Source organism: Flavobacterium omnivorum, from assembly GCF_900099915.1.
Lineage (GTDB): Bacteria > Bacteroidota > Bacteroidia > Flavobacteriales > Flavobacteriaceae > Flavobacterium > Flavobacterium omnivorum.
Window position 1 is genome coordinate 242,718 of sequence record NZ_FNDB01000002.1, and the last position, 25,327, is coordinate 268,044.

At 31.8% G+C, this 25,327-nt stretch carries 24 protein-coding genes and 1 tRNA gene; 6 read left to right on the forward strand and 19 right to left on the reverse strand.

What is annotated here, in order from left to right:
• Window positions 1-80 precede the first annotated feature (80 nt).
• Window positions 81-365 (reverse strand): DUF493 family protein, encoded by a 285-nt coding sequence (locus BLS90_RS03185; protein WP_091255165.1) that lies wholly within the window; start codon window positions 363-365, stop codon window positions 81-83.
• Window positions 366-512: 147 nt separating this feature from the next.
• Between BLS90_RS03185 and BLS90_RS03190 the strand changes: the two genes are divergently transcribed.
• From BLS90_RS03190 to BLS90_RS03210, 5 genes are all read left to right on the forward strand, one after another.
• Window positions 513-1,052: an AAA family ATPase gene (locus BLS90_RS03190; RefSeq protein ID WP_091255167.1), complete on the forward strand. Its 540-nt coding sequence runs from the start codon at window positions 513-515 to the stop codon at window positions 1,050-1,052.
• Between the two features lie 59 nt (window positions 1,053-1,111).
• Window positions 1,112-3,007, forward strand: coding sequence for a RecQ family ATP-dependent DNA helicase (locus tag BLS90_RS03195; protein WP_091255169.1), 1,896 nt, complete (start codon window positions 1,112-1,114; stop codon window positions 3,005-3,007).
• Window positions 3,007-3,954, forward strand: a complete 948-nt coding sequence (fmt, locus tag BLS90_RS03200; protein WP_091255172.1) for a methionyl-tRNA formyltransferase — start codon at window positions 3,007-3,009, stop codon at window positions 3,952-3,954. The genes BLS90_RS03195 and fmt overlap by 1 nt, the downstream gene beginning before the upstream one ends.
• 178 nt (window positions 3,955-4,132) lie before the next feature.
• Window positions 4,133-4,405 carry an HU family DNA-binding protein gene (locus BLS90_RS03205; protein ID WP_066077716.1) on the forward strand — a complete coding sequence of 91 codons (273 nt, stop codon included), beginning with the start codon at window positions 4,133-4,135 and terminating at the stop codon, window positions 4,403-4,405.
• Window positions 4,406-4,523: 118 nt separating this feature from the next.
• Entirely contained in the window at window positions 4,524-5,084 is a 561-nt protein-coding gene (locus BLS90_RS03210; protein ID WP_066077714.1) for a YqgE/AlgH family protein, read from the forward strand.
• Here the strand turns inward: BLS90_RS03210 and BLS90_RS03215 are convergent.
• Together BLS90_RS03215 and BLS90_RS03220 are read right to left on the reverse strand one after the other, a co-directional pair.
• Complete coding sequence (locus tag BLS90_RS03215; RefSeq protein WP_091255174.1) at window positions 5,081-5,920, reverse strand: aminotransferase class IV; 840 nt, start codon at window positions 5,918-5,920, stop codon at window positions 5,081-5,083. The genes BLS90_RS03210 and BLS90_RS03215 overlap by 4 nt on opposite strands.
• Window positions 5,921-5,975: 55 nt before the next feature.
• The gene (locus tag BLS90_RS03220) at window positions 5,976-6,368 is read right to left on the reverse strand and encodes an START-like domain-containing protein (RefSeq protein ID WP_091255176.1); all 393 of its coding nucleotides are present in this window, start codon (window positions 6,366-6,368) and stop codon (window positions 5,976-5,978) included.
• 154 nt (window positions 6,369-6,522) lie between these two features.
• Here BLS90_RS03220 and BLS90_RS03225 point away from each other — a divergent pair.
• Window positions 6,523-6,599 (forward strand) — tRNA-Met (locus BLS90_RS03225).
• 101 nt (window positions 6,600-6,700) lie between these two features.
• Here the strand turns inward: BLS90_RS03225 and BLS90_RS03230 are convergent.
• The 16 genes from BLS90_RS03230 to BLS90_RS03305 form a co-directional block, all read right to left on the reverse strand.
• On the reverse strand, window positions 6,701-7,954 hold the full coding sequence (locus tag BLS90_RS03230; RefSeq protein ID WP_091255177.1) for a tyrosine-type recombinase/integrase: 1,254 nt from the start codon (window positions 7,952-7,954) through the stop codon (window positions 6,701-6,703).
• A complete protein-coding gene (locus BLS90_RS03235; RefSeq protein WP_091255178.1) occupies window positions 7,954-8,331 on the reverse strand; it encodes a hypothetical protein in 378 nt (125 codons plus the stop codon). The genes BLS90_RS03230 and BLS90_RS03235 overlap by 1 nt, the downstream gene beginning before the upstream one ends.
• Window positions 8,332-8,502: 171 nt before the next feature.
• Window positions 8,503-10,170 (reverse strand): hypothetical protein, encoded by a 1,668-nt coding sequence (locus tag BLS90_RS03240; protein ID WP_091255181.1) that lies wholly within the window; start codon window positions 10,168-10,170, stop codon window positions 8,503-8,505.
• Window positions 10,171-10,741: 571 nt separating this feature from the next.
• On the reverse strand, window positions 10,742-12,703 hold the full coding sequence (locus BLS90_RS03245) for a DUF2779 domain-containing protein (RefSeq protein ID WP_091255182.1): 1,962 nt from the start codon (window positions 12,701-12,703) through the stop codon (window positions 10,742-10,744).
• Between the two features lie 63 nt (window positions 12,704-12,766).
• The gene (locus BLS90_RS03250; RefSeq protein ID WP_091255183.1) at window positions 12,767-13,351 is read right to left on the reverse strand and encodes a hypothetical protein; all 585 of its coding nucleotides are present in this window, start codon (window positions 13,349-13,351) and stop codon (window positions 12,767-12,769) included.
• A gap of 38 nt (window positions 13,352-13,389) precedes the next feature.
• The gene (locus tag BLS90_RS03255) at window positions 13,390-14,298 is read right to left on the reverse strand and encodes a helix-turn-helix transcriptional regulator (RefSeq protein ID WP_091255188.1); all 909 of its coding nucleotides are present in this window, start codon (window positions 14,296-14,298) and stop codon (window positions 13,390-13,392) included.
• An 82-nt stretch (window positions 14,299-14,380) separates the two neighbouring features.
• Complete coding sequence (locus BLS90_RS03260; RefSeq protein WP_091255189.1) at window positions 14,381-14,866, reverse strand: YqiA/YcfP family alpha/beta fold hydrolase; 486 nt, start codon at window positions 14,864-14,866, stop codon at window positions 14,381-14,383.
• An 11-nt stretch (window positions 14,867-14,877) separates the two neighbouring features.
• Complete coding sequence (locus BLS90_RS03265; protein ID WP_091255191.1) at window positions 14,878-15,276, reverse strand: hypothetical protein; 399 nt, start codon at window positions 15,274-15,276, stop codon at window positions 14,878-14,880.
• Between the two features lie 12 nt (window positions 15,277-15,288).
• Window positions 15,289-15,495 (reverse strand): hypothetical protein, encoded by a 207-nt coding sequence (locus BLS90_RS03270; RefSeq protein WP_091255193.1) that lies wholly within the window; start codon window positions 15,493-15,495, stop codon window positions 15,289-15,291.
• Between the two features lie 22 nt (window positions 15,496-15,517).
• On the reverse strand, window positions 15,518-16,108 hold the full coding sequence (locus tag BLS90_RS03275) for a hypothetical protein (RefSeq protein ID WP_091255194.1): 591 nt from the start codon (window positions 16,106-16,108) through the stop codon (window positions 15,518-15,520).
• A gap of 60 nt (window positions 16,109-16,168) precedes the next feature.
• Complete coding sequence (locus BLS90_RS03280) at window positions 16,169-17,254, reverse strand: AAA family ATPase (RefSeq protein WP_091255195.1); 1,086 nt, start codon at window positions 17,252-17,254, stop codon at window positions 16,169-16,171.
• A gap of 116 nt (window positions 17,255-17,370) precedes the next feature.
• Window positions 17,371-18,033 carry a hypothetical protein gene (locus tag BLS90_RS03285; RefSeq protein WP_091255196.1) on the reverse strand — a complete coding sequence of 221 codons (663 nt, stop codon included), beginning with the start codon at window positions 18,031-18,033 and terminating at the stop codon, window positions 17,371-17,373.
• Between the two features lie 26 nt (window positions 18,034-18,059).
• Window positions 18,060-18,773 carry a M48 family metallopeptidase gene (locus BLS90_RS03290; protein WP_091255200.1) on the reverse strand — a complete coding sequence of 238 codons (714 nt, stop codon included), beginning with the start codon at window positions 18,771-18,773 and terminating at the stop codon, window positions 18,060-18,062.
• Window positions 18,774-21,827 (reverse strand): type I restriction endonuclease subunit R, encoded by a 3,054-nt coding sequence (locus BLS90_RS03295; RefSeq protein ID WP_091255201.1) that lies wholly within the window; start codon window positions 21,825-21,827, stop codon window positions 18,774-18,776. It abuts the gene before it with no gap.
• Window positions 21,828-21,830: 3 nt separating this feature from the next.
• Window positions 21,831-23,861: a GmrSD restriction endonuclease domain-containing protein gene (locus BLS90_RS03300; protein WP_091255203.1), complete on the reverse strand. Its 2,031-nt coding sequence runs from the start codon at window positions 23,859-23,861 to the stop codon at window positions 21,831-21,833.
• Window positions 23,851-25,278, reverse strand: coding sequence for a DUF262 domain-containing protein (locus BLS90_RS03305; protein ID WP_091255204.1), 1,428 nt, complete (start codon window positions 25,276-25,278; stop codon window positions 23,851-23,853). The genes BLS90_RS03300 and BLS90_RS03305 overlap by 11 nt, the downstream gene beginning before the upstream one ends.
• Window positions 25,279-25,327 lie beyond the last annotated feature (49 nt).

Consider the following 25,327-nt stretch of genomic DNA (forward strand, 5'->3'; position numbering starts at 1 on the left):
GTATCTGTTTTGATTCCTAATGCCTTTTTTTCGAATCGTAATACGAATCGAACTCAGCACATCAAAATCTTGTGTTGTATTTAAAGGGAAATAATACCTTTTATTGTAGAAACTGCTAGGTATTTATCTACTATTTCTTGTGAATCTTTCACAGTGACATCAACAGATATGCTGGTAAACTTTCCTGTCTTGGATTTTGTGGTTTTAATAACCGCGCCCATACAATCAAAAGCCAACTCTACTCGTTCTACATTGTCACTTTCTGTTGGTACAATAAATTTAAATAAGTATTCTGCTGGCCATGTATTGCTCATATCCAACTCCACTTTTAATCTATCATAAAATTCTTCAGTCTTCTTATCCATTTTCTATTTAAAAATAAAGGCAAATATACGGTTTCAAACGTAAATTATGAATTTTGAATTATGATTTTTTGTCTAATCGCATTTTAACCGCAATGATTTTTTCAAATCCCGATAAGTTTAAGTAAATTTGCCCCTTATTTTTTAAAAGTGCAAAAAGAAATCATAGTTATCATTGGCGGTCCAGGAACAGGTAAAACCACTATTATCGACGGATTGGTCGCTAAAGGACATTGTTGTTATCCCGAAATTTCCCGGGAGGTGACTTTGGAAGCAAAAAAACAAGGAATCGAACAATTGTTCCTTGAAAAACCCTTGTTATTTAGCGAATTACTTCTTGAAGGAAGAAAGAAACAATTTCATAATGCTACCCAAGAGCCTCATGAAATCGTATTCATCGACCGCGGGATTCCAGATGTTTTAGCGTACATGCACTATATTGGCGACAGCTATCCAGCCACTTTTGATACGGCCTGTCGCGAACATACCTATTCAAAAATTTTCATTCTTCCGCCTTGGGAAGAAATTTACATTAGTGATGATGAACGTTATGAAAACTTTGAACAAGCCAAACTCATCAACAATCATTTAACGGAAACCTATCAAAATTATGGCTACAATCTTATAGAAGTGCCAAAAGATACCATGGATAACCGAATTCTTTTTATCTTAGATGAAATTTCTAAATAGTCTGCAGGTTTAGGATTTAAGCTTTAGACTGTTTTTCAATGAAATGAAATCTATACTTTATGCAAGAAGCAGTAGCTATTCTTCAAAAATATTGGAAGCACGACAAATTCAGGTCGCTGCAAAAGGAAATCATCGATTCCGTTTTAAGCGGACATGACACTTTTGCATTGATGCCAACCGGTGGCGGAAAATCAGTTTGTTTCCAAATTCCAGCAATGATGAATGAAGGAATTTGCCTCGTGATCTCTCCTTTAGTAGCGCTGATGAAAGATCAAGTCTCCAATTTGCAAAAGCGAAACATCAAAGCAATAGCATTAACAGGCGGAATTCGATCCGAGGAAATGATTGATTTACTGGACAATTGCCAATTCGGAAATTACAAATTCCTTTATTTATCGCCTGAACGTCTTCAGTCCGATTGGATTTTGGAACGAATAAAAAATCTTCCTATCAATATAATCACCATCGATGAAGCGCATTGCGTCTCCCAATGGGGACATGATTTCCGACCTGCGTATTTAAAAATTTCGGAACTAAAAAAGCATTTTCCAACAGTGCCATTTTTAGCCTTGACCGCTACTGCGACGCCAAGAGTCAAGGAAGACATCATAAATGAGTTGGGATTACACGAACCTCAAGTTTTCGAAAAATCATTCGCCAGAGAAAATATTGCTTACATGATTTTTGAGGTCGAGGATAAACTTTTTAGAATAGAACAAATCCTAAAGAAAAATCCACAACCTTCTATAATATATGTGCGAAACAGAAAATCATGTCTTGATATTTCCTCCCAATTGAATTCGCTAGGATTTAAAGCTACATATTATCACGGCGGACTTTCGCCCAAAGAAAAAGACAAAAACATGCAATCTTGGATGAATGAAGAGGTACAGGTTATTGTGGCCACCAATGCATTTGGAATGGGAATTGATAAAGCCAATGTAAAAACGGTGATTCACATTCAGCTTCCAGAAAACATGGAAAATTATTATCAGGAAGCAGGACGTGTAGGAAGAAATGGAGAAAGAGCCTTTGCGGTTTTATTGACCAGCCCTTCTGATATCATTCAGGCTCAAAGCCAATTCATCAATATTCTTCCCGATAAAAAGTTTTTGAATCTCATGTATGTCAAGCTATGCAACTATTTTCAAATCGCTTATGGAGAAGGAATCAACGAACAGTTCAACTTCAATTTGCATCATTTTTGTTTAAAATATGAATTCCCAACCTTGAAAACGTACAATGCCATGCAATTTCTCGACAGACAAGGAATCATAAGTCTGTCCCAGGAATTTTCAGAAAAAATCACCTTGCAATTCTTGATTTCGTCGAAAGAAGTGATTCGGTACATGAGTTTAAATCCGAACGACGAGGAAATCATTTTAGCCATTTTGCGCACGTATCCAGGAATTTACGAAATGCAAACTGCGTTCAATCTGCAACTTATTGCAAAAAAATCAAATCATAAGGAAACTGAAATTCAGACTGTTTTACATAAATTAAAAGAAAAAGAAATTGTAGAATACCATTCGAAAAATAATGACGCCACATTAATTTTCAATGAAGTTCGGGAAGATGACAGAACCATCAATCGGGTTTCAAAACATTTAGAGAATCAAAATCAATTAAAAAAAGAGCAGCTTCAATCCGTAGTCCACTACATCAGTGAGAAAAAAGTGTGCAAAAATAAGTTGATTCTACATTATTTTGGAGAAATAACAACCGTTGATTGCGGTATTTGCTCGTTTTGCATTACCAAAAAAATAAAGAAAAAAGATGTATCACTGCTTTCTACAGCAATAATTACTTTATTGCAAGCCGAAGATTTAAACTCAAGAGACATTCAAAACAAAACTAAAAATAGTCCGGACGAAGTTATTGGCGTGCTTCAGGATTTATTAGAAAACAACACAATTTTGGTTAAACCAAATAACAAATATACTTTACGATCATAATGGAAAAATTACGAATAGTTTTTATGGGCACGCCCGAATTTGCGGTGGGAATATTAGATACAATAATCAAAAACAACTATGAGGTTGTAGGCGTCATCACTGCTGCGGACAAACCAGCAGGCCGTGGACAAAAATTAAAGTATTCCGCAGTAAAGGAATATGCATTGGCGAACAACCTTACTCTACTGCAGCCTATCAGTTTAAAAGACGAGACTTTTTTAGCTGAATTAAAAGCGTTGAATGCAAATTTACAAATTGTAGTTGCATTTAGAATGTTACCAAAAGTGGTATGGGAAATGCCATCGTTAGGCACATTTAACCTTCATGCTTCACTCCTGCCAAATTATCGCGGGGCCGCACCAATAAATTGGGCAATCATCAATGGAGAAACTAAAACGGGGGTCACCACTTTTTTTATCGATGATAAAATTGATACCGGAGCGATGATTTTAAGTTCAGAAATCCCAATTGATGAAACCGAAAATGCGGGACATTTACATGACCGATTAATGGAATTAGGAAGCAATACCGTTATTGAAACTTTGAAAATGATTGAAAAAGGAAATGTGTCGAGAGAAATCCAAAAAGACACCGCCGATATCAAAACAGCTTATAAACTCAACAAAGAAAATTGCAAAATTGATTGGACAAAATCAGCTTTGGAAATAAACAATCTGATTCGGGGTTTGAGTCCCTATCCAGCAGCTTGGTGTTTCTTTGGAGATAAAAATGAAGAATGGAATGTAAAAATATACGAGGCTACAATAAGTATTGAGGAACACAATTACTCTATGGGGAGTTTAATTTGTACTAAAAAAGAAATGAAGGTTGCGGTAAAAAACGGATTTATCCAGATACTTCATTTACAGTTTCCAGGCAAAAAGAAAATGAGTACTTCAGAATTACTAAATGGACTGGCATTTACAGTTGATGCAAAAGTCTATTAAAGTCAACAAAATCGGGGTTTTATTGACTTTAACCAGAAATAATCGTTGATTTATCAACAAAAAAATTAAGTTATCAACAAAATAAACTAAATTAACACAAAACACTTGCAAGGAACGTATTTCCTATTAAATTTGTGTATTAACAATTTTTTATAACCAACAATTAATAACTATTATTATGAACAAATCAGAATTAATCGATGCTATCGCTGCTGATGCAGGAATAACAAAAGCTGCAGCAAAATTAGCTTTAGAGTCATTTTTAGGAAACGTAGGAGGTACTTTGAAAAACGGTGGAAGAGTATCTTTAGTAGGTTTCGGATCATGGTCTGTTTCTGCTAGAGCTGCAAGAGACGGTAGAAATCCTCAAACAGGAAAAACTATCCAAATCGCTGCTAAGAATGTAGTGAAATTTAAAGCAGGTGCAGAATTAGAAGGTGCGGTAAACTAGTTTTAGTACCCCCTATATAAGCAAAACCTTCCATCTGGAAGGTTTTTTTATACGTTTCAACGATTTTATTTGGCACTCTTATCATAAAAAACTTAAATTTAATAAAAAATCTAATCCCATGATCACAGATAAATTAAAAAAAGGATATTTGCTTATAGCAGAACCTACGATAATAGGGGATTTGTCGTTCAATAGATCGGTGATTTTATTAGCTGACTATAATGAAGAGGGGTCCGTTGGTTTTATTATTAATAAACCGTTAAAGTACACGATACACGATTTGATACCAGATATTGAGGCACGCTTTAAGATTTACAATGGTGGTCCCGTGGAACAAGACAATCTTTATTTTATCCATAACATTCCAGAACTAATTCCCAACAGTATTGAGATATCGAATGGAATTTATTGGGGAGGAGATTTTGAATCTACAAAAGAACTGATCAATAAAGGAGAAATTAGCAATGATAACATTCGCTTCTTTTTAGGATATACCGGCTGGCATGAAAATCAATTAGAAAGCGAAATGGAGAGCAATTCATGGATCATCACCGCTAATAGCTACGAAAACAAAATCATAGGAAAATCGGCAACGCATTTCTGGAAAGAACAAATCATGGAATTAGGTGGAGAATATGTAATTTGGTCGAATGCACCTGAAAATCCATACCTAAATTAAGCACTGCTAATCATTTCATTAAGTTTTTCTAACAGTTGCAGCGCTCTATTCGTTTCAAAACTCTTTTTACGATATTGGGTTATCGGTTGAATTCCTTTTATAACATTGGTAACAAATAATTCATCTGCTTTTTGAAGTTCAAACGGAGAGATTACTGTCTCTTCCACGTCTAAATTTTCTATTTTTTTAGCCAAATTTAGAATTTGTTTCCTCATCACACCATTTAAGCATCCCTCAGAAACCGGCGGCGTAATTAATTTATTTCCTACTACCATAAAGAGATTTCCTTGCAATGCTTCAACTACATTTTTGCTATCGTTTAGCAACAAGCAATTGTCTAAACCATTTTCATCTGCAAAAATACTTCCTGTTATATTTATAATTTTATTGGTCGTTTTTATTGACGAAAGTAATTGTTTTGTAATATAAAAATCCTTGTATAAATCTACTTCATAATTCTTTTTTTCGATTTCATATAAAGCATTTTCAAGTGGTTGACTGTGAATCAGAAACGATATTGTATTATTTTGTGGTAAATAATAGCCCCCATCATTTCTATATACTGTGATACGAGCACGAGCAGAATCCGAGCAAAGATTTGTAGCTACAACCGAAAGAATTTCCTCTTCCAAATATTCCATAGTAAAATTCATGGGGATTTCCATTCGAACCACCCGCATGGAAGACATCAATCTAAAGTAATGATCTTCCAAAAAAAGAATTTTATTGTTTATTATTTTAACTGTTTCAAAAACACCATCACCGTATAAAAAAGCACGGTTTTGGGTCAATATATTGTCGTCTTGCGATACGATAGTTCCATTAAAATTAATCATAAAAAAAGCCCTAAATTTTATTCAGGGCAAATATAAGTCATAAAATATGATTTTACTATACAGAACCAATTAGATGTTTCAGATCCGAAATTTGATTTTCCCATAATAGTGTAGCTTCATCTACCTCATCTTTGTCAGCAAAATCAACAACCATTAAAGAAACGTCTTTGGTAAGTTCGTCGACTAAGATATGCAATTCAAAATAGTACTCGGTATCCTTACTATTTTCATCAACCCATTTGAATTTCACCTTTTCACCTGTTTTCTTGGAGGCTAATCTTGCTTTTTCCTCGGAGTCATTCCAAATAAAAGTAAAAAATTCACCGCGAGAATTTACATTATCGGCAAACCATTCAGACAGACCTGATGGAGTCGATATATATTGATACAATAATTGAGGCGAGGAATTTATGGGGAACTCGATTTCGTAACGTACTTTTTGATCCATGAGCTACATTTAATTTTTCGGAAATATATAGAATATAACTACATAAAAAAAGTGTTTTTAAAAATATTTTTTTTTCTTCAAAATATACTTGCAAGCTGTATTATTATTTTTATATTTGCACCCGCGTTCAAGGACAGGATTCCTTAGAACATTTGGCGAGATAGCTCAGTCGGTTAGAGCGCAGGATTCATAACCCTGAGGTCCCGAGTTCAAATCTCGGTCTCGCTACCAAAGCAAAAACCCTAACATCAATATGTTAGGGTTTTTTTATGCTTAGAATTTGAAACATTCTTCAGACCTCAACCCTAGGAGTGACGAAAAGGAGTGACGTATTAAGCTCCAAAGATTGAAATTTTTAGCGCTCCTTCTTCTATTTTAGTCAAAATAGTTGGATCAATATAATACCTTTCGAGTATCTCATGAGTTGAATGTGACGACAAAATACCCGTGTCTTTATTCATTACTGCATTCACCCAAGATAAATAAGTCTTTCTTAAATTTTTAAAACTTACTTTTTTATTAATATTTGCCATGTTTTTATAATGAGTAAATCCTTTTGATAAGTCATTCATTATCGTTTTTGATAATATTTCTCTCTCTGGAAATAGTATAAAATCATCTGTTTGCTTTTTATCATCATAACCCAATTCAAGTAGTAAGTTCATTAAATCTGTGTTAATTGGAATATATTTCCAATAATCCTCATCAGTTAACGATTCAACTTTGATATTTCTAATTTTAAAAAACTTGACGTCTTTCACAGTTGAAAATATGTTACTCCATCTTAAGTCGACTACTTCTTCTCTTCGACCACCAGTTAGTAACGACAGTTTAAAGCCATCAACAAGATAACTTCTATACATATTCTTTTTTTCCCCTTTTCCTCCCAATTTAACAATCGGATTTGCATTGTCCACAGCTTCTAGTATATCATCAAACTCAGATTTATCCAATGTGTAAATATTACTTTTAGCAACTTTTTTACTAACATAAACTTCAAATGGATTTTTCATTTCAATTTTTTCAACATCAATAATAAACTTAAAAAAGCTTTTTACTTCGTTTAAACATTTATTAAACGTTTTCTCTTTATAGTGTTTTTCAGCCCAAGTGTAAAACCTTGCAACATCATCTTGAGTCACATTCAATATACTGGTTTCAGAAACTTTTTTCACATCATTAATTGTATCTAGAAAAAATCTACAATATCTCATACATTCATCTTGATACCCTTTAGTTATTTTTTTGACCAAATGAGTATACCGATGGTTGCCTGACAAATAACGATTATATTCAATCAAAGCACCTAATATCGTTAAGTTACGATCTTCGACAACTACAGCTGCTTTATAAAAATTATTCGCTTCTAATTCTTTTTTAAATGCAATAGCATCTTTAACGGCAGTATCATAATCTTTTGAATCAAGAACTTTTGTTTTCTTTTTATTACCGCCACCAGTAATATGAATTTTTACTTTAAACTTATGAATATCATAATGATTGCATGTAGGATTATCCCGCTTACACTTATGGCAGTAAATTTTCATCCCTTTAAATGGATGTTTAGGTAATTTTAATTTTTTCACTATGAATATCTTTTAAAAAGTGCATCTTCGATAGGATTTATTGTTTTAATTTTAGTCAAAGGTTTATCGAAAAATTCAGCCCCTAAACTAAGAACCACCATTTCATAAACAGAATGATCCTTAGCAATTTTTTTATAAATTTCTTTCCAATTATTTGGATATTTATTTCGCAAATCTTTTACAAATGGCTTGTCAATTTCACAATCAACATCTACTTGATAAACGTAATTCCCTTTCGGAAATTTATGAATTTGAATATTTTTATTTTTAAGCCATCTTTTTATGGCTTCACTATCGGTAATTTTTATTTTTACTCCAACATCTTGGATAGTTAAAGTTGATAAACTCTTTGAATTTTGTGAATTATCATTAATCATTGTACATCAGCCCCCGTGTTCTCAGTTTTTTGCTTGGGAGCGAGAATTATTTTAATAAGATCATGTCTAGACCCCATACCATTAATAAAATTTATCCTGAGTTGCTACCTTAAAATTCTTTAAGCGCTGTTCTAGTCTTTTATTTCATGGATTTCTAACTGTGATTATTAATCACGTTCTAATTATATTTTTTAAATTAGAAATTATATCATTTGTTATAACTACTCCATTGTAATCATTGTACTGTTGCTCTCTTTTCATTTTACCAACCATTTTTATTAAATCACAAAAACGGACATTATCAGCATTCATTTCCATAATAATCGCCACACTTTCTTTAACAGTAAAACCCAAATTTGGAAGTAAAAGAGTTAGATTAACCAAATCTAAATAGCCGATTTTAGACGTGTTATCTTCTGTTTCTGTCATTATATTTGAACTGAAAGTCAGAATAGCTTTGTCAACCTTATCCACGTTTATATCAACTGATTTTGCTTCGTTACTTTTAACTGTTGTTTTAACTCCATGAACCAAAACTATTCTATTCATGACTTCCTTTACAATATCCAAATCTTTTGGCTTACACAGTAGAGCGTCATAAACATATAAAACATAAATCCCGATTCCATTAAGCTCTGTGACAACATCTGTCATTATCTCAACTTCCTTTTTAAATAATTTTTTAGACGTGACCTTATAACCATTTTCTTTTTTGTCTTTGATAATCTCATTAATAAACGCTGAATCCATATTAAAATAATAGTCATATAAAGGGGATTTTTTCATCCCGTAAATCTTTTTATTAAAAAAACTCAAATGTTCTATCTTAACTAGATTAGAATTAATGTTTGCTTCTTCAGACACTTTTGTGTGGGTGATATAACTGTTAGCACCTGCATATAATTTAACCGCTATGTTAGGATGTAGTGCAGTGTAATCGCATTCTATTAACTTTTCGCCATCAATAGTAATCAGATTACGGATCCATGACGGCATAAGCACAAATGAATCAACGATCCGACCTCCACTTTTTCCCTTACCTGGAGATGGTAACTTATAACCCCTGGATGTTAAAAACGTAAAAAGCTTAATATTATCTTCGACAAAACTCCTGTTACTTACATCAGACCAATGAAGGTTCGAATTCTTATTTCTTAAAGTCAGAATTTTACCTTTTTTGGTGGTATAACCCGATTTGACTAAATCTTTACCAGCTATTAATAATTCATCAACCGTAGGTAAAACAATGCTGGGATAAATCTTGATTAGATTGGAACAAATAGGGTTAAGATTTACTTCTTTTTGCTGGTTGTAAATACTTGTTTTTCTGTTTTGAACAATTGTCTCATTCTTTAATATATATTCAACTAGACCCCCTTTTAAATAAGATTCCGTTAGCCTATATCTTTTAGATGACTCTCCAATTTTATAAGGTTCTCCACCATTCAAATTTTTCGCCACCTCAATCATGGGGCCTTTATTAGTACCGACTTTAAGTATTTTTAGTATTTTCGGATATAAGTAAGTATTATCACCATTTTTTGTTTGTTCATCCATTATTCTTGATGACAAAGACTTCCACTTATCATCGTCATAATAAGTACTGGCAAAATTTGCCAATATTACCAAACATTTTTCAACAGCAGTTTCAATGTTGGGATCAACTTCTTTCAAGAGAGATTTCGAAACGTACTTTCTTAAATTATATTCTGATTTCTTGGGTACCAGGATGGAATTTGCTTTGAGAAAACTTAACTCATATTGGTAATCATTTTGGATATTTATTAAATTCTCTATTTCTCCCGATCTAGAAAACTGCTTTTCATTTATTAAATTCAATTTATATTCAATTATTGTAGCACCCCAAGGGGTGTTTATGGTAATCTTATTTTCCTCGGAAAGAAAAGAATAGTTCTCCAGAAACCGAGTTTGAAAAGTTGTCTCTTTTTTATTAAATTATTTTTTCATAATATACCTTTTTAACAAAAATTATTTTGATTTTTTATACTTTTCTAGAACATAACATTCTAATACTACTACAAAACTATCATTCATAATTACTAAATAAAAGTTTCTACTAATTTTTTTTAATATTAATAAAATTCGTTAATTGAAGAGTTGTCCAAACGTAGTCTTAATAAAAGTTTCTGATTAATATTTTAAATTATCCGAAAGTTGTAAGAACTATTAATACGCTATTTGACGCAAAATGCGCATACTACAGAATTCTTATTCCTTTATTCATAGTGGCTAACATCATATTATTAAAGTAACATATATGAAACAGTTTAAGATAAAATAATAGATTAATATAGAAATAATAATAAGAAATAATAGATTAGATCTGAAATTGAAAAAAAAAAAAATTACTTGATTTAAAATTCAGAATGATTACTCAGTTAGCCAGAAACTAATTAATTACATCATTTCTGAAGTGTTCATAAATCATTACCATGGCTAAAGTATCTAGCTCACAATATTTGAGTAAACCTTGAGTAATTTCATCTCTTTCTTTAGTAGTCATATCCGTAAATTGCAATTTAGCATAAGCGGTTAAAGCAGCGCCACCATCAGCAATATTTTCCATATCAGATAAATTTTCCTCCATTTCAATTTCAGTCCAATTTTCGAATAACGGAGGTAAGATTTTATAAGGATTAAGAACTGTATCACCTTGCATTTGTAACCAAATGTGATCAGATGGAAAATTATGACTAGTTAAATTAATGTTTCCGATCGGTTGACTGTATTTCATTTTTAAAAAATCACTACTGTTCAAACTAGATGGTAAAACCGCTTTGATTGAATTGGACCCTTTAGTGTACGGATTGTAATAATAGTTTTTTACCACCCTACACAAATCGATCATATTACGATCTCCTTCCCAAGTTTCCGCCTGTTTAGATGTTGACTGACTAATTGTTTTCAGAAAGCTTATCAGTTCATTTTTATCTACTTCATTACTTTCTTCCAATTGAATTATTATTGCATTGATAATTGAGTTTTCATGAGTTGCATATTTAAAAACAGAACCGTTATCATTTCCTAAAGCTGTTTGTAAAGCTCTAGCAAATATAAAATTCGGAAATTCTCCCGCTGTATTATTGATGTACTGGCTATAGTGTTCTATGGAACCATCTTCATTATATTTATGATGAGAAAACTGAAAGGCAACTTGCTCGTACGGTTTACGACCAGCAGTAAATGGTAATGCCACGGTGCTGGTTTCAAAATCGATGAAGTGATATGGGAAAACCCATTTCTCCATTTCTTGTTTTAATTCGTCTTTTTCAGCATGAAACGAAGTATCAACATTAACAGCTTTTTCAACCTGAATCCATTGTCTTTCCGAAGGAGCGATTCTTCCTGCTTCAGGTTTAATGTTTAAATCATTTTCTGTTAATTGTTCCATCAGCAAACGGTTTTCTTCCATGAGGTTTTTGCCTCTAAAATTCCATATTTGCATTGCATTAGGCTTATTGAATTCTTTTGCAGTCCAATTCAATTGTTTGCTGAAGCAGTATTTGAAACCAGACTTCAAACCCTCCTCTTCTTGCAGTGCTGTTGCCTTAAACTCACAATTTTTACAAGAGCTAAATTGCGTGGGCCAATTTAAATAAACATCTTCCTGGTACGCCTTTTTGAAAGTAGAAATAGCTTCTTCAAAGTTGAGGTTTTCATAATATTTATATTTGTTTCTGATAATATCATTTACAATATTATCAACATTAATTTCTGATAAAACCGTACTGCCGATCTCTTCCAAAGAATGAACACGTTTTATAATATCCGTTCTTGGATTACCATTATTTGGGATCCGAAACAATTGGTTTAAACCGTCAATAGTAGCTTTTTTAGTTTTGTCTGCCATCAACAAGTAGACTTCGAAATTCAAATTAGGAAATGTTTTTTGTGCAACATATTTTTGAAAAGCCAGATCAAATAAATAGGGCTTCCAACTACTTACCAATGCCCCTCTTGAACCAACAAATATATTTTCATCGCTTGGATTAAATGATTTGGCCTTGACTTCAATTAGTTTAATGTTATTACCATTTTTGACAATAATATCTGTCCTAATAAAAAGACCATCAATCTGGAAAGCTGCTTCGTAAATGACGACATTTTCCAGAAGTAAAGCTTCTTGTGTGAGTTGGAAAGCTTTGTCATATTCAAAATTTTCTGTATCAATAAAAACACCATTAGGATAATGTAAGCGCGCCAGTTCTTCAACTTGGAAACCACCGCTAGCCAAAGCCCTCATAAAAGGATCATCGCTTTTGTTGTTGGCAAATTCTTTTTTTGAAGTAAAAAAGAGTTTATTTGGGCACTCTAATGCTGTTTTGAATCTGGATTTAGTTAATGGTTTCATAGTATTATTAATGAATAGTTGAATTAATAATCAGATAAACTATAGTGATATTTCTATAAAATCTTAATCTTGAATGGAATCTCTGACCTCAAATCCATTTTGAAAAGTAATTAATGCATCACTTTTAACACTTTTTAAATTTTGGTTTTGATATTTTAAATTTTTTAAAATTATCATCCCATCCACCTCTAAAAGATGAAATTCCAAATTGTTTATATTGAAATCATTCATACGAATTTCATAGCTGCCAATTAACCCAATTTCTTTTTGTTCAATATAAATGCCTGTTTCGTAATCTGGATTTATTCTTGAAACGGAAGTATTATACAATGGAAAAAGCAATAGCTCTTCTTGTAAATCATTAATTTTAAGTTTTTGGACCTTCCTATTCTTATACCAAATTTCGATTTGATTTTTCTGGTTATTAATCAGTCCACCTATTTTAATTAACACTAAATCATTCATTGACTGAATAGTATCCTCATTTAGTATATAATAAAAATATGGGTCAATAATTGCTTGGCATAACGACTGATTCATTTTTAGTGCAATTTTTTCCCAATCGTTTTTTTGTTCATTAGATATAGTAATCCGTTTAAGTGTCCATGCTTCACCAAATAGATTTATCTTGAGCTTATTTTTTAACATGCAGAAGGGTTTAATTTTAACTAAACAACTACCAAAACTTAATTAGAATACTGCTTCAATGTCGCTACCAGCATTTCTACTATTTTTTTTTGGAGGCTCAGAGGCTCAATCACTTTAACTTCTTTACCCACCGAAAGCAATTCCATTAAAAAATCGTACGTAGGATGTAATAAAAGTTCTATTCGGTATTCCTTTTCATCATCAACCAATTCTCTTTGAGAATGGTGTAAAGGCAATGATTTTATATATTTTCCTTGGTCATAGGAATAAGATAAAATTATTTTTTGTGGTGGATTATTATCTTCAGTGATAATTCCAAAACTATGGCGATAAACTTCTTCAGGATTATAACCAGTAGGATAGATGAACTTTTTTCTAGTAATATCTAGATCAGTTATTCGATCCAGACCAAAAGGTTTAATCCGATTGTCTTTCGTGTCTTTTGCGATGAGGTACCATCTATTTCTAGCTTCTTTCAAAGCCAAAGGTTGGACAGTTCGCTTTGTTTTTTCATGATCTTCATCCCAATATTTTTCATGAGTAAAATGCACCTCGAAATGATTTTTTATGGCATGCATCAGTCCATGCATATTTTCGGTTCCAAGAGGTTGACGGTTCTCTAAAATTATTTGATTAGAGAGACTTTCCGATATACTTAACGCATTAAATATTTGAAACGTTTCCATTAGACGGTCCGTTTTTACCTCGTCGGCATCATGAACTATTACATAACAATTTATAGTACGAACGTATTCAATATCAATTTTATAAATATCTCTAATTTCATTTACATCACGTTCAAACGTTCGTTTTGAGATCACATAATTTTCATCCGCATCAATAGAATGATTTGCCAAATGTTTTTGCAATTCCTTGAAAGAACATGGATTAGATCTTAATTTATTAATTATAAGATGGTGTCGTTTAATGAATTGTTTTTTTGACATAGTTTAATTTTTAATTTATTCCAAATTTAACCTACCGTAGCGACATGGCGTGTCGTTGTTGAATAAATTATAAAATATTTATTTATTTTTTAAAAAACAGATTCACTTCCGATTCAAAAACGGTTATGGGGATACGATGTGCCAAATCTTTTAAAAGATGGATACGAATATCATTTGCTCTTGGCACAAAATTTAGAATATAACTTAAGTTGTCTTCCGCCTTTATAGTTTCATCTTGTAATCCCAAAACAAATTGGATTAAATGCTGGTGTACAATTTCAGTGTTTGGAATATTTTGTTCCGTGGCATGGTATGGTAAGGCTGGATTAAATAATAAAGCAGGTAGTTTCAATAATTTGGATAAGTAAAATCCAGCAAATCCACCCATACTACTACCTATGATTACATCAATACTTTGGTTTTGATATTCATCATATAAAAATTGAATCATATTGGGATTTGATTTATAATTTAAGTCTGGCGCAAAGACGTTACCGTATTTTTCTAATATATTTTTTTTATCAATAGTTAGCGGACTTTCAAGTCCGTGGAGAAATAGTATGTTCATGGTAAATTTATTTAAAATTCAATATCGTATGGATTATTCTCATTTCCCTCTATAAGGTAAACTCTATATTCTTCCAGGGAGTCCACCTGGTCAGGCCAAAAGGTTTTGCTATAAAAATACATTAATTCCAAAACATCTTCCTTAGTTGCAGCTAGAACATCGAGATATTTAAGTTCGCGTTCGTAGCAGAAGTAATCTTCATCGTAGTATTGATCAGTTTCTGCTAAAATTCTTTTCTGAAAAGGGTAGCCTTCCACTTCGTATCCTTTACTTTCGCAGTAGCTAATGATTAAACTTCGAACATCACTTTCATATATTTCAGCATATTTATCATCGTCAAAACTATCTGAAAGACTTTTCCATTTTATATGCATTTTCAGGATTTCTGCCTTAATTTCTTCTATTTCCATTTTTATTATTAATTATTCAATTTTCCAGTTAACATCTCCAAGATTTAATATTCCGTTCATTTCTATTTCAAGCCATGAAAACCCAAATTCAACACAATTTAAATTAATACTAAAACCAGAAAACGTTTCAGAATCAATATTCATTTTTTGACCTTTTTGAAGATGCTCCATCATTTTAGCATGTTGCTCATCCGCAAGTTCGATACTAATTTTTTTCATATTCGATAGTATTCAATTAGTTTTAAATCCATTTCCCCCAATCCGTCTGAGTAAGATATTGTACTTTATTGATATCGCATATTTCCATTGTATGTCCAGTACCACCCGCTTTTGGATTTTCTTCATCATCATAGAAAAATGCAAAATTAACAGGGATAATTCCAGAATTTGTCCCCGTTACTTTTATCGTATCACGAATAATATAAGCTGCTTTTATTGCAAATCGGTCTTTGGCTCCAGCAACATATTTATCAATTAATGATTTGGTTTTTTTGTTGTTTTTAGATTGATAAACTACCTCAGGTTCGTTCATTAAGTCAATCTGATCGAGTGAAATGGTTTCATACGCATTATTTGCTTTTTGGCGGTGGTTATCATACGGAGTTATCACCTGCAATCGTTCGGGCGCCACTTGAAGCACCCCTTGAGAGAAATAAAAATCAGCTCCATCGGCGTTGCCACTTCTAAATTTTGCATTTGAAAGGTTTAGTGCCAACAGTTTTCCCAATAACACTAATTTTTCTTTATCGGATTCTAATACATTGCGCTTTCCTTCTAAAAGAATAATGGTGTTAATCTTATCATATTGGGCACAAAATTCAGCTAAAGTCATATCTTATTTTATTTAAAACAAATGTAATTCACCATAACGTCAATAGATGACGCTATTAAATTAATTTCCAAAACCTACTGCTTTTCTTAATTTAGGGCAATAATTAGTATCGACTTCTAAATTGTAAATATCAGCTACAGACATCGGTTGACTCACTTCTATTTCGCGACCTAATTTTTCCAACAGAATATTTGTTTTTAAAATTGAAAGTAGTTTAAATTCATAAATAGCCGTTAATCGTCCTTTACGAAGTAAAGCCTTGTCGATATTTTTTAAATCGGTATTAAAAGTAGCTATAATCTGGATCCCCAAACTGTTACCTAAAAGTCCATCAGTAAGATTAAGTAAAAAGGAAAGTTTAGAATTATGATTATTGTCCCTTGAGAGTATTAATTCCTCCGCATCCTCAATTACTAAAATACAATTTTGATTATCCAGCAAAAAATTAGTAAGCTCCATGCTATCTAAATTTCCAGCCATATTTGGAGATAAGAATATTACTTTTTTATTTTGAAGGTGAATAAGATGTTTAATATAAGTACTTTTTCCTGTACCAGGCAATCCATGAAACAAGTATAGCCCTTGAGTGTGGGCTTTTTTAATATTTTTTAGAATTGATAAATGGACCCTATTGAAATCATCGTTGTAATTTAAATCGATATTTAATTTTGGTTTTTTAATGACTATATCCTTTGTTTTGAGCCCATTTTTAGAGTTTACAATTAAACTTATTTCTTTGGTTCTTGTTGGTTTTATCTGAAATCGCAAAAATAAGTTTTGAAGTTCTTGTGCTTCTTTTTCTTGTTTTGGATTAAAAAGTATATAAACATTCTGATGAAATAAATTGATTACAATATTATTTTTTAAAATAATAAAATAGTCTGAATAATCGTTCTTTTTCGTATCATATTCATAAGATTGGCTATAATGCTCTTTTTGAATTTCGTTTTCCATTTCTTTATTAATAAAATCTCGTAACTTTGAATCAATTATTGAATCAATTGTTTTTAAATTTGGAATGATACCAAAATAGGCATGAAAAAGTCGAAATTGATTAATGTAATGGCCACCTCCTGTATAAATATCAAATGCATCGTGTTTGAGGATTAGATCTTCAGTAACTGAAGTTTTTGTTGTATTTTCCATGGTTTATTGTTTTTATTTAAACCAAAACTAACAAGCCATAACGTCAAGGTGTGACGTAAATAAAAATTTTCTATTATTAATATAAATTGTAGTAGAAAAATATAATCTTTAGATCCCTATAATAAACTGATACAGATTCCTTTATGATCTGATAATTTTTTGTCCAAATTCCATTCGTAAGATTCAATATGTGAACCCCTTATGAATGCTGTGCTCATTGCAATATGATCAATTACTTCTGATAAATTCTTTATTAAATTCTCAATTTTATTTTCTTTAAAAGATTTTATAAGTTCGCTTCTTCCAAAATTTGTAAAATAATAATTATCAGAAAAAGAAATGTTGTAATCCCCAACTATACAAAAATTTTGAGCTGTTGATAAATTATAAAAATCATTTATTTGCTTTGGTAAATCAGTTTTAAAATTTTGATTTCTGTTTCCGTAAACTCCAATAATTGTTCCGTACACTATTAAATTACCTCTTTGAGTTTCTATTTCAGCACAACAGCTAGTGTATTCATCATAGGTTTGGAATTGGTTTACAATTTCATACTTAGAATAAATTTTAACTCGCTTTTCTGTTTGTTTATAATTTTCAGGTTCCAGTTCAGCTAAATTTTTTGTTGCAATTTGAAATGGATAATTTTTAAGTTCGACTTTTTCATCATATTCTGCAAAAACTAAAATGTAGGCATTTAAGTTTTCTAAAATTGAAATAATTTCTAAAACTTCTCTATTATATTTTAATCTTTCCAGATTCCAAGTAGCAATTGTCATAACTTTTACTTCTTTAAATTAGAAACTTAATATCCCCATTCTGTATGACTCACGGGTAATCGGTTTAATTCTTCTTTTACCTCTTTCCAATTGGGTAAAAAACTATTCATCAGGGCCACAAAGCGTGTGTTATGATTACGTTCCAAAAGATGTGTCATTTCATGAATGATAATGTATTCCAGGCAGGATACAGGTTTTTTAGCTAATTCTAAATTAAGCCAAACGCGTTTAGCTTCAATGTTACATGTTCCCCACTTGGTTTTCATTTTCTTGATGCCAAAATCAGCTACTTCAACTCCCATTACATTTTCCCATTTTGAGATAAGTTCTGGAATCTTTAGTTTGAGCTGAGCCCTGTACCATTCCTCTAAAATCTCTTTCCTTTTTTCCGTATTGGTTTCAGCTCTGATGCACAATTCAATGGTATTGTGTTTCAGTTTTACTATGGGAGAGGCATTGTGTTCTATCACTTTTAGTAAATACCTTTTGCCAAAATAATAGTGACTTTCTTTAGTTAAATATTCTCTGGGAGCTTCTCTCTTTTGAGATTTAATTTTAGCTTGTTGTTTTCTGATCCAGGTTAATTTCGAGATAGCGTAAATTCGAATAGTATCCAAATCCATTCTTTCTGGGGCAGCAATTTTTACCTGACCAAAAGGAGGATACACACTCAAATGGACATTTTTAATATCCTTCTGAGTAACCTCAACGGTAATATCTCCAAGTTGAATTTCCTGCATTTAATATTCTTTCTGGTTTACAACAATCTGAAAAATACGTTCTACTTCATTGTCATCATTTAAAACGCTGTATAATGCTTTTTTGATGTTTCTTTCTTTTACTAAATCTCCTCTAAAACCATCTTGCTTATTATACTGCACCGCTTCATCGCAGGCCATTGCCAATGCAACATTATTATCTAAATTATTATAAAGAGCCACTTTAGCGGGACTGCTTAAAGCTTTAGGTACATCCTCTTTTTTGCCCTCATTCACTTTCTTAGTCAAACTGGCTATTTTAGCTAAATAATCTCCATAAGATAAGGCTTGGTTTTTTCTTTCGTGAATAATCGCGGTCAATAAAGTGGACATTTCTTCAAAAAAGGCAGGATCAATCAAATGGTCCCGAATAATTTTCTGCCGTACATTATTTTCTATCGTTTCAGCCACAGCTTGTTGATTGGACTTAATTCCAGTAGGCAATGAATTAATCGCTTCTGAAATTCCAGAATTTACAATCAAATCTAATAACGGAATATCTCCAAATGGAGACACTACCACCGATTCTTCTGCCTGGATATAATGGTCAATCAAATGGCGCATGTCTGCCTCATAAGTCTTTAAATCTAGGGTTTCACCACTGTGAATTCGTATTTCTTCCCTTAGTTTCAAATAGAAATCCAAACGGTTTTGGATATGAGTTATTTCTTTTTCATTATAACCCGCTTCTTCCATATCGGCAGCAATATTGGCATAAGCCCTTATCAAAGCTACTGTTCCTTTATATAATGCGGTTCTTTGTGCTTCACGCTCTTTTAAATCGGCTTCTATCTCCGAATTACCACAGAAGTAATGAAAGTACTGTAATTGTCCTTTTGGTGGCGCTACGGGCTCACAAATCATTTCTAATTCTTCCAAGGCATTATCCAGTCGTTCCCTTCCCATCTTCAGCCGATCTTTCAATAAAACTTCACAATCTTCTTTGGTAAACGTTTCTGTATCCAGTTCAGAAGTGTAGACATTGATGGCATCTGAAACACTGTCAAACAGGTTTTTATAATCAACAATATAACCAAAGGTTTTGTCATCCGTATCCAATCGGTTTACTCTACAAATCGCTTGGAACAAGGTGTGGTCCTGCATAAACTTATCAATGTACAAATACGTGCAAGGAGGGGCATCAAATCCAGTTAACAATTTAGAAACTACAATTAGTAATTTCATATTAGCTGGTTCTTCCCTAAACTTCGCTTTGGCGTTATCTTCGTAAGTTTCTGTTTTGGTTTGAGTGGGATTTGCCGCGACCTTTTCGAGTAAATTAGAATAGATTTTAAAAATGTATTCCTTATCCGTTTCCGTATTGGCTCCCGTATCTTCGGTAGTAATATCTCTTGTGGCGGGATTATACGAAGTAATCACGGCACATTTTCCTTTTAATTCTGTTCTGTTAAAGAGTTCAAAATACTTACAGGCTTCATAAATACTTGAGGCAACTAGTAAGGCATTTCCTTTCTCAGTAGATAAACGAGGTTTCGTGCTAAAATCAAAAAGGATATCGCTTACCACTTTCTCCATTCGAGATCGGGAACTCAATACATTTTGCATGGTTCCCCATTTCTTTTTCAGTTCTGATTTCTGAAAGTCATTCAAGCCTCTCGTTTTGGCTTCAAACCAGGCATCCACTTTGGCGGGAGAAGATAACTTTTGGTCAATATCTCGACCTTCATAAACCAAATCTTTCACCACCTCATCTTCAACCGCTTCATTGAATTTATAAGTATGTATGTAAGAACCAAAAACTTCCAAAGTCGTTTTCTTATCTTGTTTCAACAAAGGTGTTCCAGTAAATCCAATAAATATGGCGTTTTGCAGCATGGTTTTCATAACCAGGTGCAACTTTCCGCTTTGAGTTCTGTGGCATTCATCCACAAAAACATATAATTCGCCAATGGTTTGCACAGGATTTTCTTCCAGTTCTCTGATGAAATCCTCGAAGTTATCTTCACTTTTTTTACCAAATTTATGAACCAAAGAACACAGTAATCGGGGTAAAGGTTGTGTCAGTTGTTGTAATAATTCCCGACCGCTTCCTGTCCTTTTGATAGGTTCACCAGCATCGTTAAATACGCGTTCTATTTGTTTGTCCAGTTCGGTGCGATCCGTCAGGATGATTACTCTAGCATTGGCATTGTTTTCCAATATCCATTTGGCCAGCATTACCATCATGATGCTTTTTCCCGAACCTTGCGTATGCCAGATAATTCCGCCTTCTTTCTTTTTGATTCGTTCCTGTGAATCCTTCAAAGCGAAATATTGGTGTGGTCGAGGTAATTTTTTTACTCCCGCATCAAAGAGGACACAATTGTATATCAGTTCTAAAAAACGTTCTTTATTACAAAGCTTTTTTAAGTATTTATCTACTTTAAGTTCGCTGTTATCCTGTTCGTCTTCTTTCCAATTTAGGAAATATTTTTCTTTGGTTTGTATCGTTCCATAGCGTAAGCCTTGGGTATCGTTTCCTGCCATGACAAATTGAACCGTAGCAAAAAAGGATTGAATAAAACTATCTTGTTGGTTGGTGATATTTTGACGAATACCTTCCGTAATTTCTACCAGACCCCGTTTAAGTTCTAGAATGCCTAGTGCAATTCCATTCACATAAATTACAATATCGGGACGTTTATCCCGATTACCTTTAATTGTTACTTCCTCAGCAATAGCAAAATCATTGTTCTCCCAGTTCTTCCAGTCAATTAAATGAACGGTAGTATAATTGGTTCCAACCTCTTCCTTTACTTTTACACCATAGCGCAGCATGGCATAGATTTTCTTGTTTTTTAGGTACAAATCATCGCTAAAGCTATCCGCAACCTGCTTCAGTTCATAAATAGCTTTGCTGAACACCGTGACTGTATAGCCTTGTTTGAGTAAATAATTACCTAAATAACTTTCCTCAATATTACTGTTCTTTTCACGCTCTTCCCAATTACCATAATATTTATAGCCCAACTGTTCTTTGAAGAGTTTGACGATGCGATTTTGAGAAAGGCGTTCAATTTGTCCTATGTTATTCATAACTTAGCTTAAATTTAAATCTTGTTTCAATAAATTTAGAATAAAAGTATGGGATTTTTTAATTTCCTCTTTATGCCAATTTTCTTCTTTCATCATTTCCATTTGCTTAATACTATCTTTACTTTTAGAATTTGTATAATGTTCCTTTTTTGAATTAGGCAGATAATTACTTAACTTAGAATTATTACTATGAGAAATTAAACATAAATTACCAATACAATTTAAAAGAAACTCATCATCGATTCTTTCTCCACTTATCGGATTTTGAGGGTAATAATGTTCCACCGAACTTCTGAATGAAAACGAAAAATCCTTATAAGAATCTTTTTTCTCTATCCATAATAAGTAATCAATATAATTAAAGACAAGATTATTTCTAATTTTACCATATTGTAATAATTCCTCGTTCAATATAGCATCACCGAATTTTAATTCATTTTCAATTATATCTTCATAACTATTTTCAGAATTTTTATTTAGAAAACGATATTTCAAGAATTTTTGAGCAGTAGATACAAGATACTGAATATACTCGTTGGCTTCAATATTTGTTGGGTTTTCTAAGGAATCTACATTTTTTTCAAAATCATAGTTTTCAGACAGATATTTTAAGGCTGCAAAAAGCCAATATTTATAAACTAATGTTGGTGTAGATACATGAAACATTGATGATAACAATAATAGTTCATCATTACTATCTTTACTACCAAAAGTGTTTACATAACTAAATGATTCCTGGATTCTTTCCCCTACTTTAGGATAAAACTTTAATATTTTTAAGCTCCAACTATGATCTCCTGCAAGGTATTCCCTTTTGAGAATATACTGATCTAACAAAAACTTATTTTTTAATAATTGATATAGGAAGTCTTTTACAAACGTAACTTTATCATCGTTTTTATTTAACTCACTGTGAAAGAAAGACAATATTCTTTTGTCATCTAAACTAACATCTAGCTTGGCCGTTTGTTTAAGAACATGTAACAAGAAGTTTTCAAAATTGATAATATGTTGAAACTGTTTAGAATCAGAATCATTTACAATATCATCATTTGAAAGTTGAGTAATTTTTTGTTGCAAATTTTCATAATTATCTTCCAAAACAATATCACTAAAAGATAGGTAGTCGTTCTCTGTAGAGACTTTATTAGTTTTTTCTAAGATTTCAAATAATTCTTGTTCATTTTCTGGAATAAACTGAAACCATCGCTCACCAAATAATTTGCTCCGAACATCTTTATTGAATAGCATTTGCACATAGCTTCCCATTTCTGAACAAGCTTCCCAAACAAGATTAAACTGTTTTCGTAGGGCTACCGCATTTTCACAAACATTTAATTCTTTCATCAAACGTGACTTTAAAATTTCATGTTTTTCCAATTGTTCACCCCTTGAATTCATTATTTCAAAATAATGGTTCAAATCAGTATTGATAGGTACTTGAACTCTTACAATAATAACTTTATTGAATAGGTAGGCAAGAAAACCTTCAAAAGTTTTACCATTCCAAGTTTTCTCTTTTGTATCTGATTCAAATTTCTCAGCTAACAAATCCAATTGGCAATAAATAATTTTTATCCCAGAAATAATATTTTCGTTAAAATCTGAAAAATTAGGTTGTTCAGTTCCATTATTAAAAATAAATTGAATGCTTTTATCAGAAATAGGGCGTGATTCAAAATGAATAATCGTATTATTTATGAAAGGTTTGCTACTTTCAGGTAATCTCTTATTTCTATCAAAAATTCTAAGTGCACAAATAAGTAAATTAAAAGTTGTTAATCGTTGTTGACCATCTATCGTTTCGTAAAAAGTTCCATTTTGGTCTTGGCGATAATCAACAATTAAACTTCCGATGTAATAATTTTTATGTTCCTCTTCAATATAATAATCTTTGATATCTTCAATTAACTGAACTATTTGCTTATCATCCCATTCATAATTGCGTTGGTATATGGGGATTAGATAACGATTCGGTGAAGTGAAAAGTTTGCCAATCGAAAAATCTTGGATATCTTGGTGATTAGTTAACATAGTAATGATTTTTTTTAAAGAATTCTACAATTGATTTGTCCATTCTAGAGGAATCTCCTTTGCTAAAACTTAAGATGTCTTCAAAAGATGGAAGTTCTTTTAATGTAAATTTCAAAACATCCTTCGGCTGCATAGCACTTTTAATAGCTCCAAAAAGATTGTTTTTAATAATATAATTATCTAGTGAATCAAAACCAAGGCGTTGGTATCTGAATCGTAAATAATAACACCAAATAAAAGCTTTTTCTAAAAATGCTGGGAGTTCGTTTTCTCCAAATTTATCAATGTAGTAAATCATTATACACTCAAACAAATCACGAATGTAACTTTCTCCATCTCTATAGCTGTAATGGTTTTGATAAACCATTTTAACGATAGACTCTGCATTAGAATAATGTTTAGAATCTTCTTTTTCTACAAGGTATTTTCCCTTAAACTTTTCGTTTATACCTAAATAATGATTTACATATTCAAAAAAACGCCGCCCATTAATCATTATATGATCCAATTGAAAAGGGAATCCCATTTCCTGACGGTCAATTTTTCTCTCAAAATTATCATTGTAATTGTCCACAACACTATGTGAAATTTGTAAAACTTTTACATATGGATAATTTTCAATTTTATCTATGCTAATACCTTTAAACATATCTATATGTTCTTTACCAAAGTATCTTGCATGTTGATTATTGCTCCAACCTTTAATCCTATATAAATATTCAGCAAATAGAATGCTTAATTTTTTTGATGCATATTTTTCCCAATGTCCTACAACTTTTAATTGTAATTCAAACTCATTTTTATCAAATTCTCTTAAATGAAATGCTTTTAACAAATCATGAGGATATAAATCTTTTCCTCTGGAATTTTGGGAGTCAAAAAACTGAAATGCTTCCGTTATATCATGAATAAAAAACACTACTACTTGAAATTTTTTTATAAAATTATAAATAGTTATATCATCAAAATGCTGAATTGAGCGTTTAATGAGTTGAAAGTTTTTATGAATATTTTCAATACTGTTTTTATTCTTGTAGTTTAACTCAATACGATCTAATTTATCTTTAAGATTTTGAAGTAAATCGCGGGTGTTAGACTGAAATTTATTACTATTTTCAACTAATTGGAAAAGAGCATATACTAATAATCTAATTGTAGTGTAACGTTGTTGACCATCTACAATATCATTATAAGTCGTTGTTATATTACTCTCCGTAATGGGGTTTATATGTATGACTATTGTTCCAAAACGATAGTGCTCTTTATGACGAAAAGTATAAATATCTTCTATAAGTTGCAATACGTTTTTATCACTCCATTTATAAGGTCTTTGATACTCAGGTATTCTAATATCAGTTAAGTTCAAAAACTCATCAATTGAAATAATATCTGCTCTGTTTTCTATAACGCTAATCATATATTTTGTATTATCAATATAAATTTATACTTAATTCAATCTCATTCTC

Coding starts and splice junctions, on each gene's coding strand:
- BLS90_RS03275 (WP_091255194.1), bottom strand. CDS start 16,108: ATGACTTTAGCTGAATTTTGTGCCCAATATGATAAGATTAACACCATT.
- BLS90_RS03185 (WP_091255165.1), bottom strand. CDS start 365: ATGGATAAGAAGACTGAAGAATTTTATGATAGATTAAAAGTGGAGTTG.
- BLS90_RS03210 (WP_066077714.1), top strand. CDS start 4,524: ATGATCACAGATAAATTAAAAAAAGGATATTTGCTTATAGCAGAACCT.
- BLS90_RS03220 (WP_091255176.1), bottom strand. CDS start 6,368: ATGGATCAAAAAGTACGTTACGAAATCGAGTTCCCCATAAATTCCTCG.
- BLS90_RS03285 (WP_091255196.1), bottom strand. CDS start 18,033: ATGACAATTGCTACTTGGAATCTGGAAAGATTAAAATATAATAGAGAA.
- BLS90_RS03205 (WP_066077716.1), top strand. CDS start 4,133: ATGAACAAATCAGAATTAATCGATGCTATCGCTGCTGATGCAGGAATA.
- BLS90_RS03265 (WP_091255191.1), bottom strand. CDS start 15,276: ATGGAAATAGAAGAAATTAAGGCAGAAATCCTGAAAATGCATATAAAA.
- BLS90_RS03280 (WP_091255195.1), bottom strand. CDS start 17,254: ATGGAAAATACAACAAAAACTTCAGTTACTGAAGATCTAATCCTCAAA.
- BLS90_RS03300 (WP_091255203.1), bottom strand. CDS start 23,861: ATGTTAACTAATCACCAAGATATCCAAGATTTTTCGATTGGCAAACTT.
- BLS90_RS03270 (WP_091255193.1), bottom strand. CDS start 15,495: ATGAAAAAAATTAGTATCGAACTTGCGGATGAGCAACATGCTAAAATG.
- BLS90_RS03295 (WP_091255201.1), bottom strand. CDS start 21,827: ATGAATAACATAGGACAAATTGAACGCCTTTCTCAAAATCGCATCGTC.
- BLS90_RS03195 (WP_091255169.1), top strand. CDS start 1,112: ATGCAAGAAGCAGTAGCTATTCTTCAAAAATATTGGAAGCACGACAAA.
- BLS90_RS03260 (WP_091255189.1), bottom strand. CDS start 14,866: ATGAACATACTATTTCTCCACGGACTTGAAAGTCCGCTAACTATTGAT.
- BLS90_RS03235 (WP_091255178.1), bottom strand. CDS start 8,331: ATGATTAATGATAATTCACAAAATTCAAAGAGTTTATCAACTTTAACT.
- fmt (WP_091255172.1), top strand. CDS start 3,007: ATGGAAAAATTACGAATAGTTTTTATGGGCACGCCCGAATTTGCGGTG.
- BLS90_RS03290 (WP_091255200.1), bottom strand. CDS start 18,773: ATGCAGGAAATTCAACTTGGAGATATTACCGTTGAGGTTACTCAGAAG.
- BLS90_RS03245 (WP_091255182.1), bottom strand. CDS start 12,703: ATGAAACCATTAACTAAATCCAGATTCAAAACAGCATTAGAGTGCCCA.
- BLS90_RS03250 (WP_091255183.1), bottom strand. CDS start 13,351: ATGTTAAAAAATAAGCTCAAGATAAATCTATTTGGTGAAGCATGGACA.
- BLS90_RS03255 (WP_091255188.1), bottom strand. CDS start 14,298: ATGTCAAAAAAACAATTCATTAAACGACACCATCTTATAATTAATAAA.
- BLS90_RS03215 (WP_091255174.1), bottom strand. CDS start 5,920: ATGATTAATTTTAATGGAACTATCGTATCGCAAGACGACAATATATTG.
- BLS90_RS03305 (WP_091255204.1), bottom strand. CDS start 25,278: ATGATTAGCGTTATAGAAAACAGAGCAGATATTATTTCAATTGATGAG.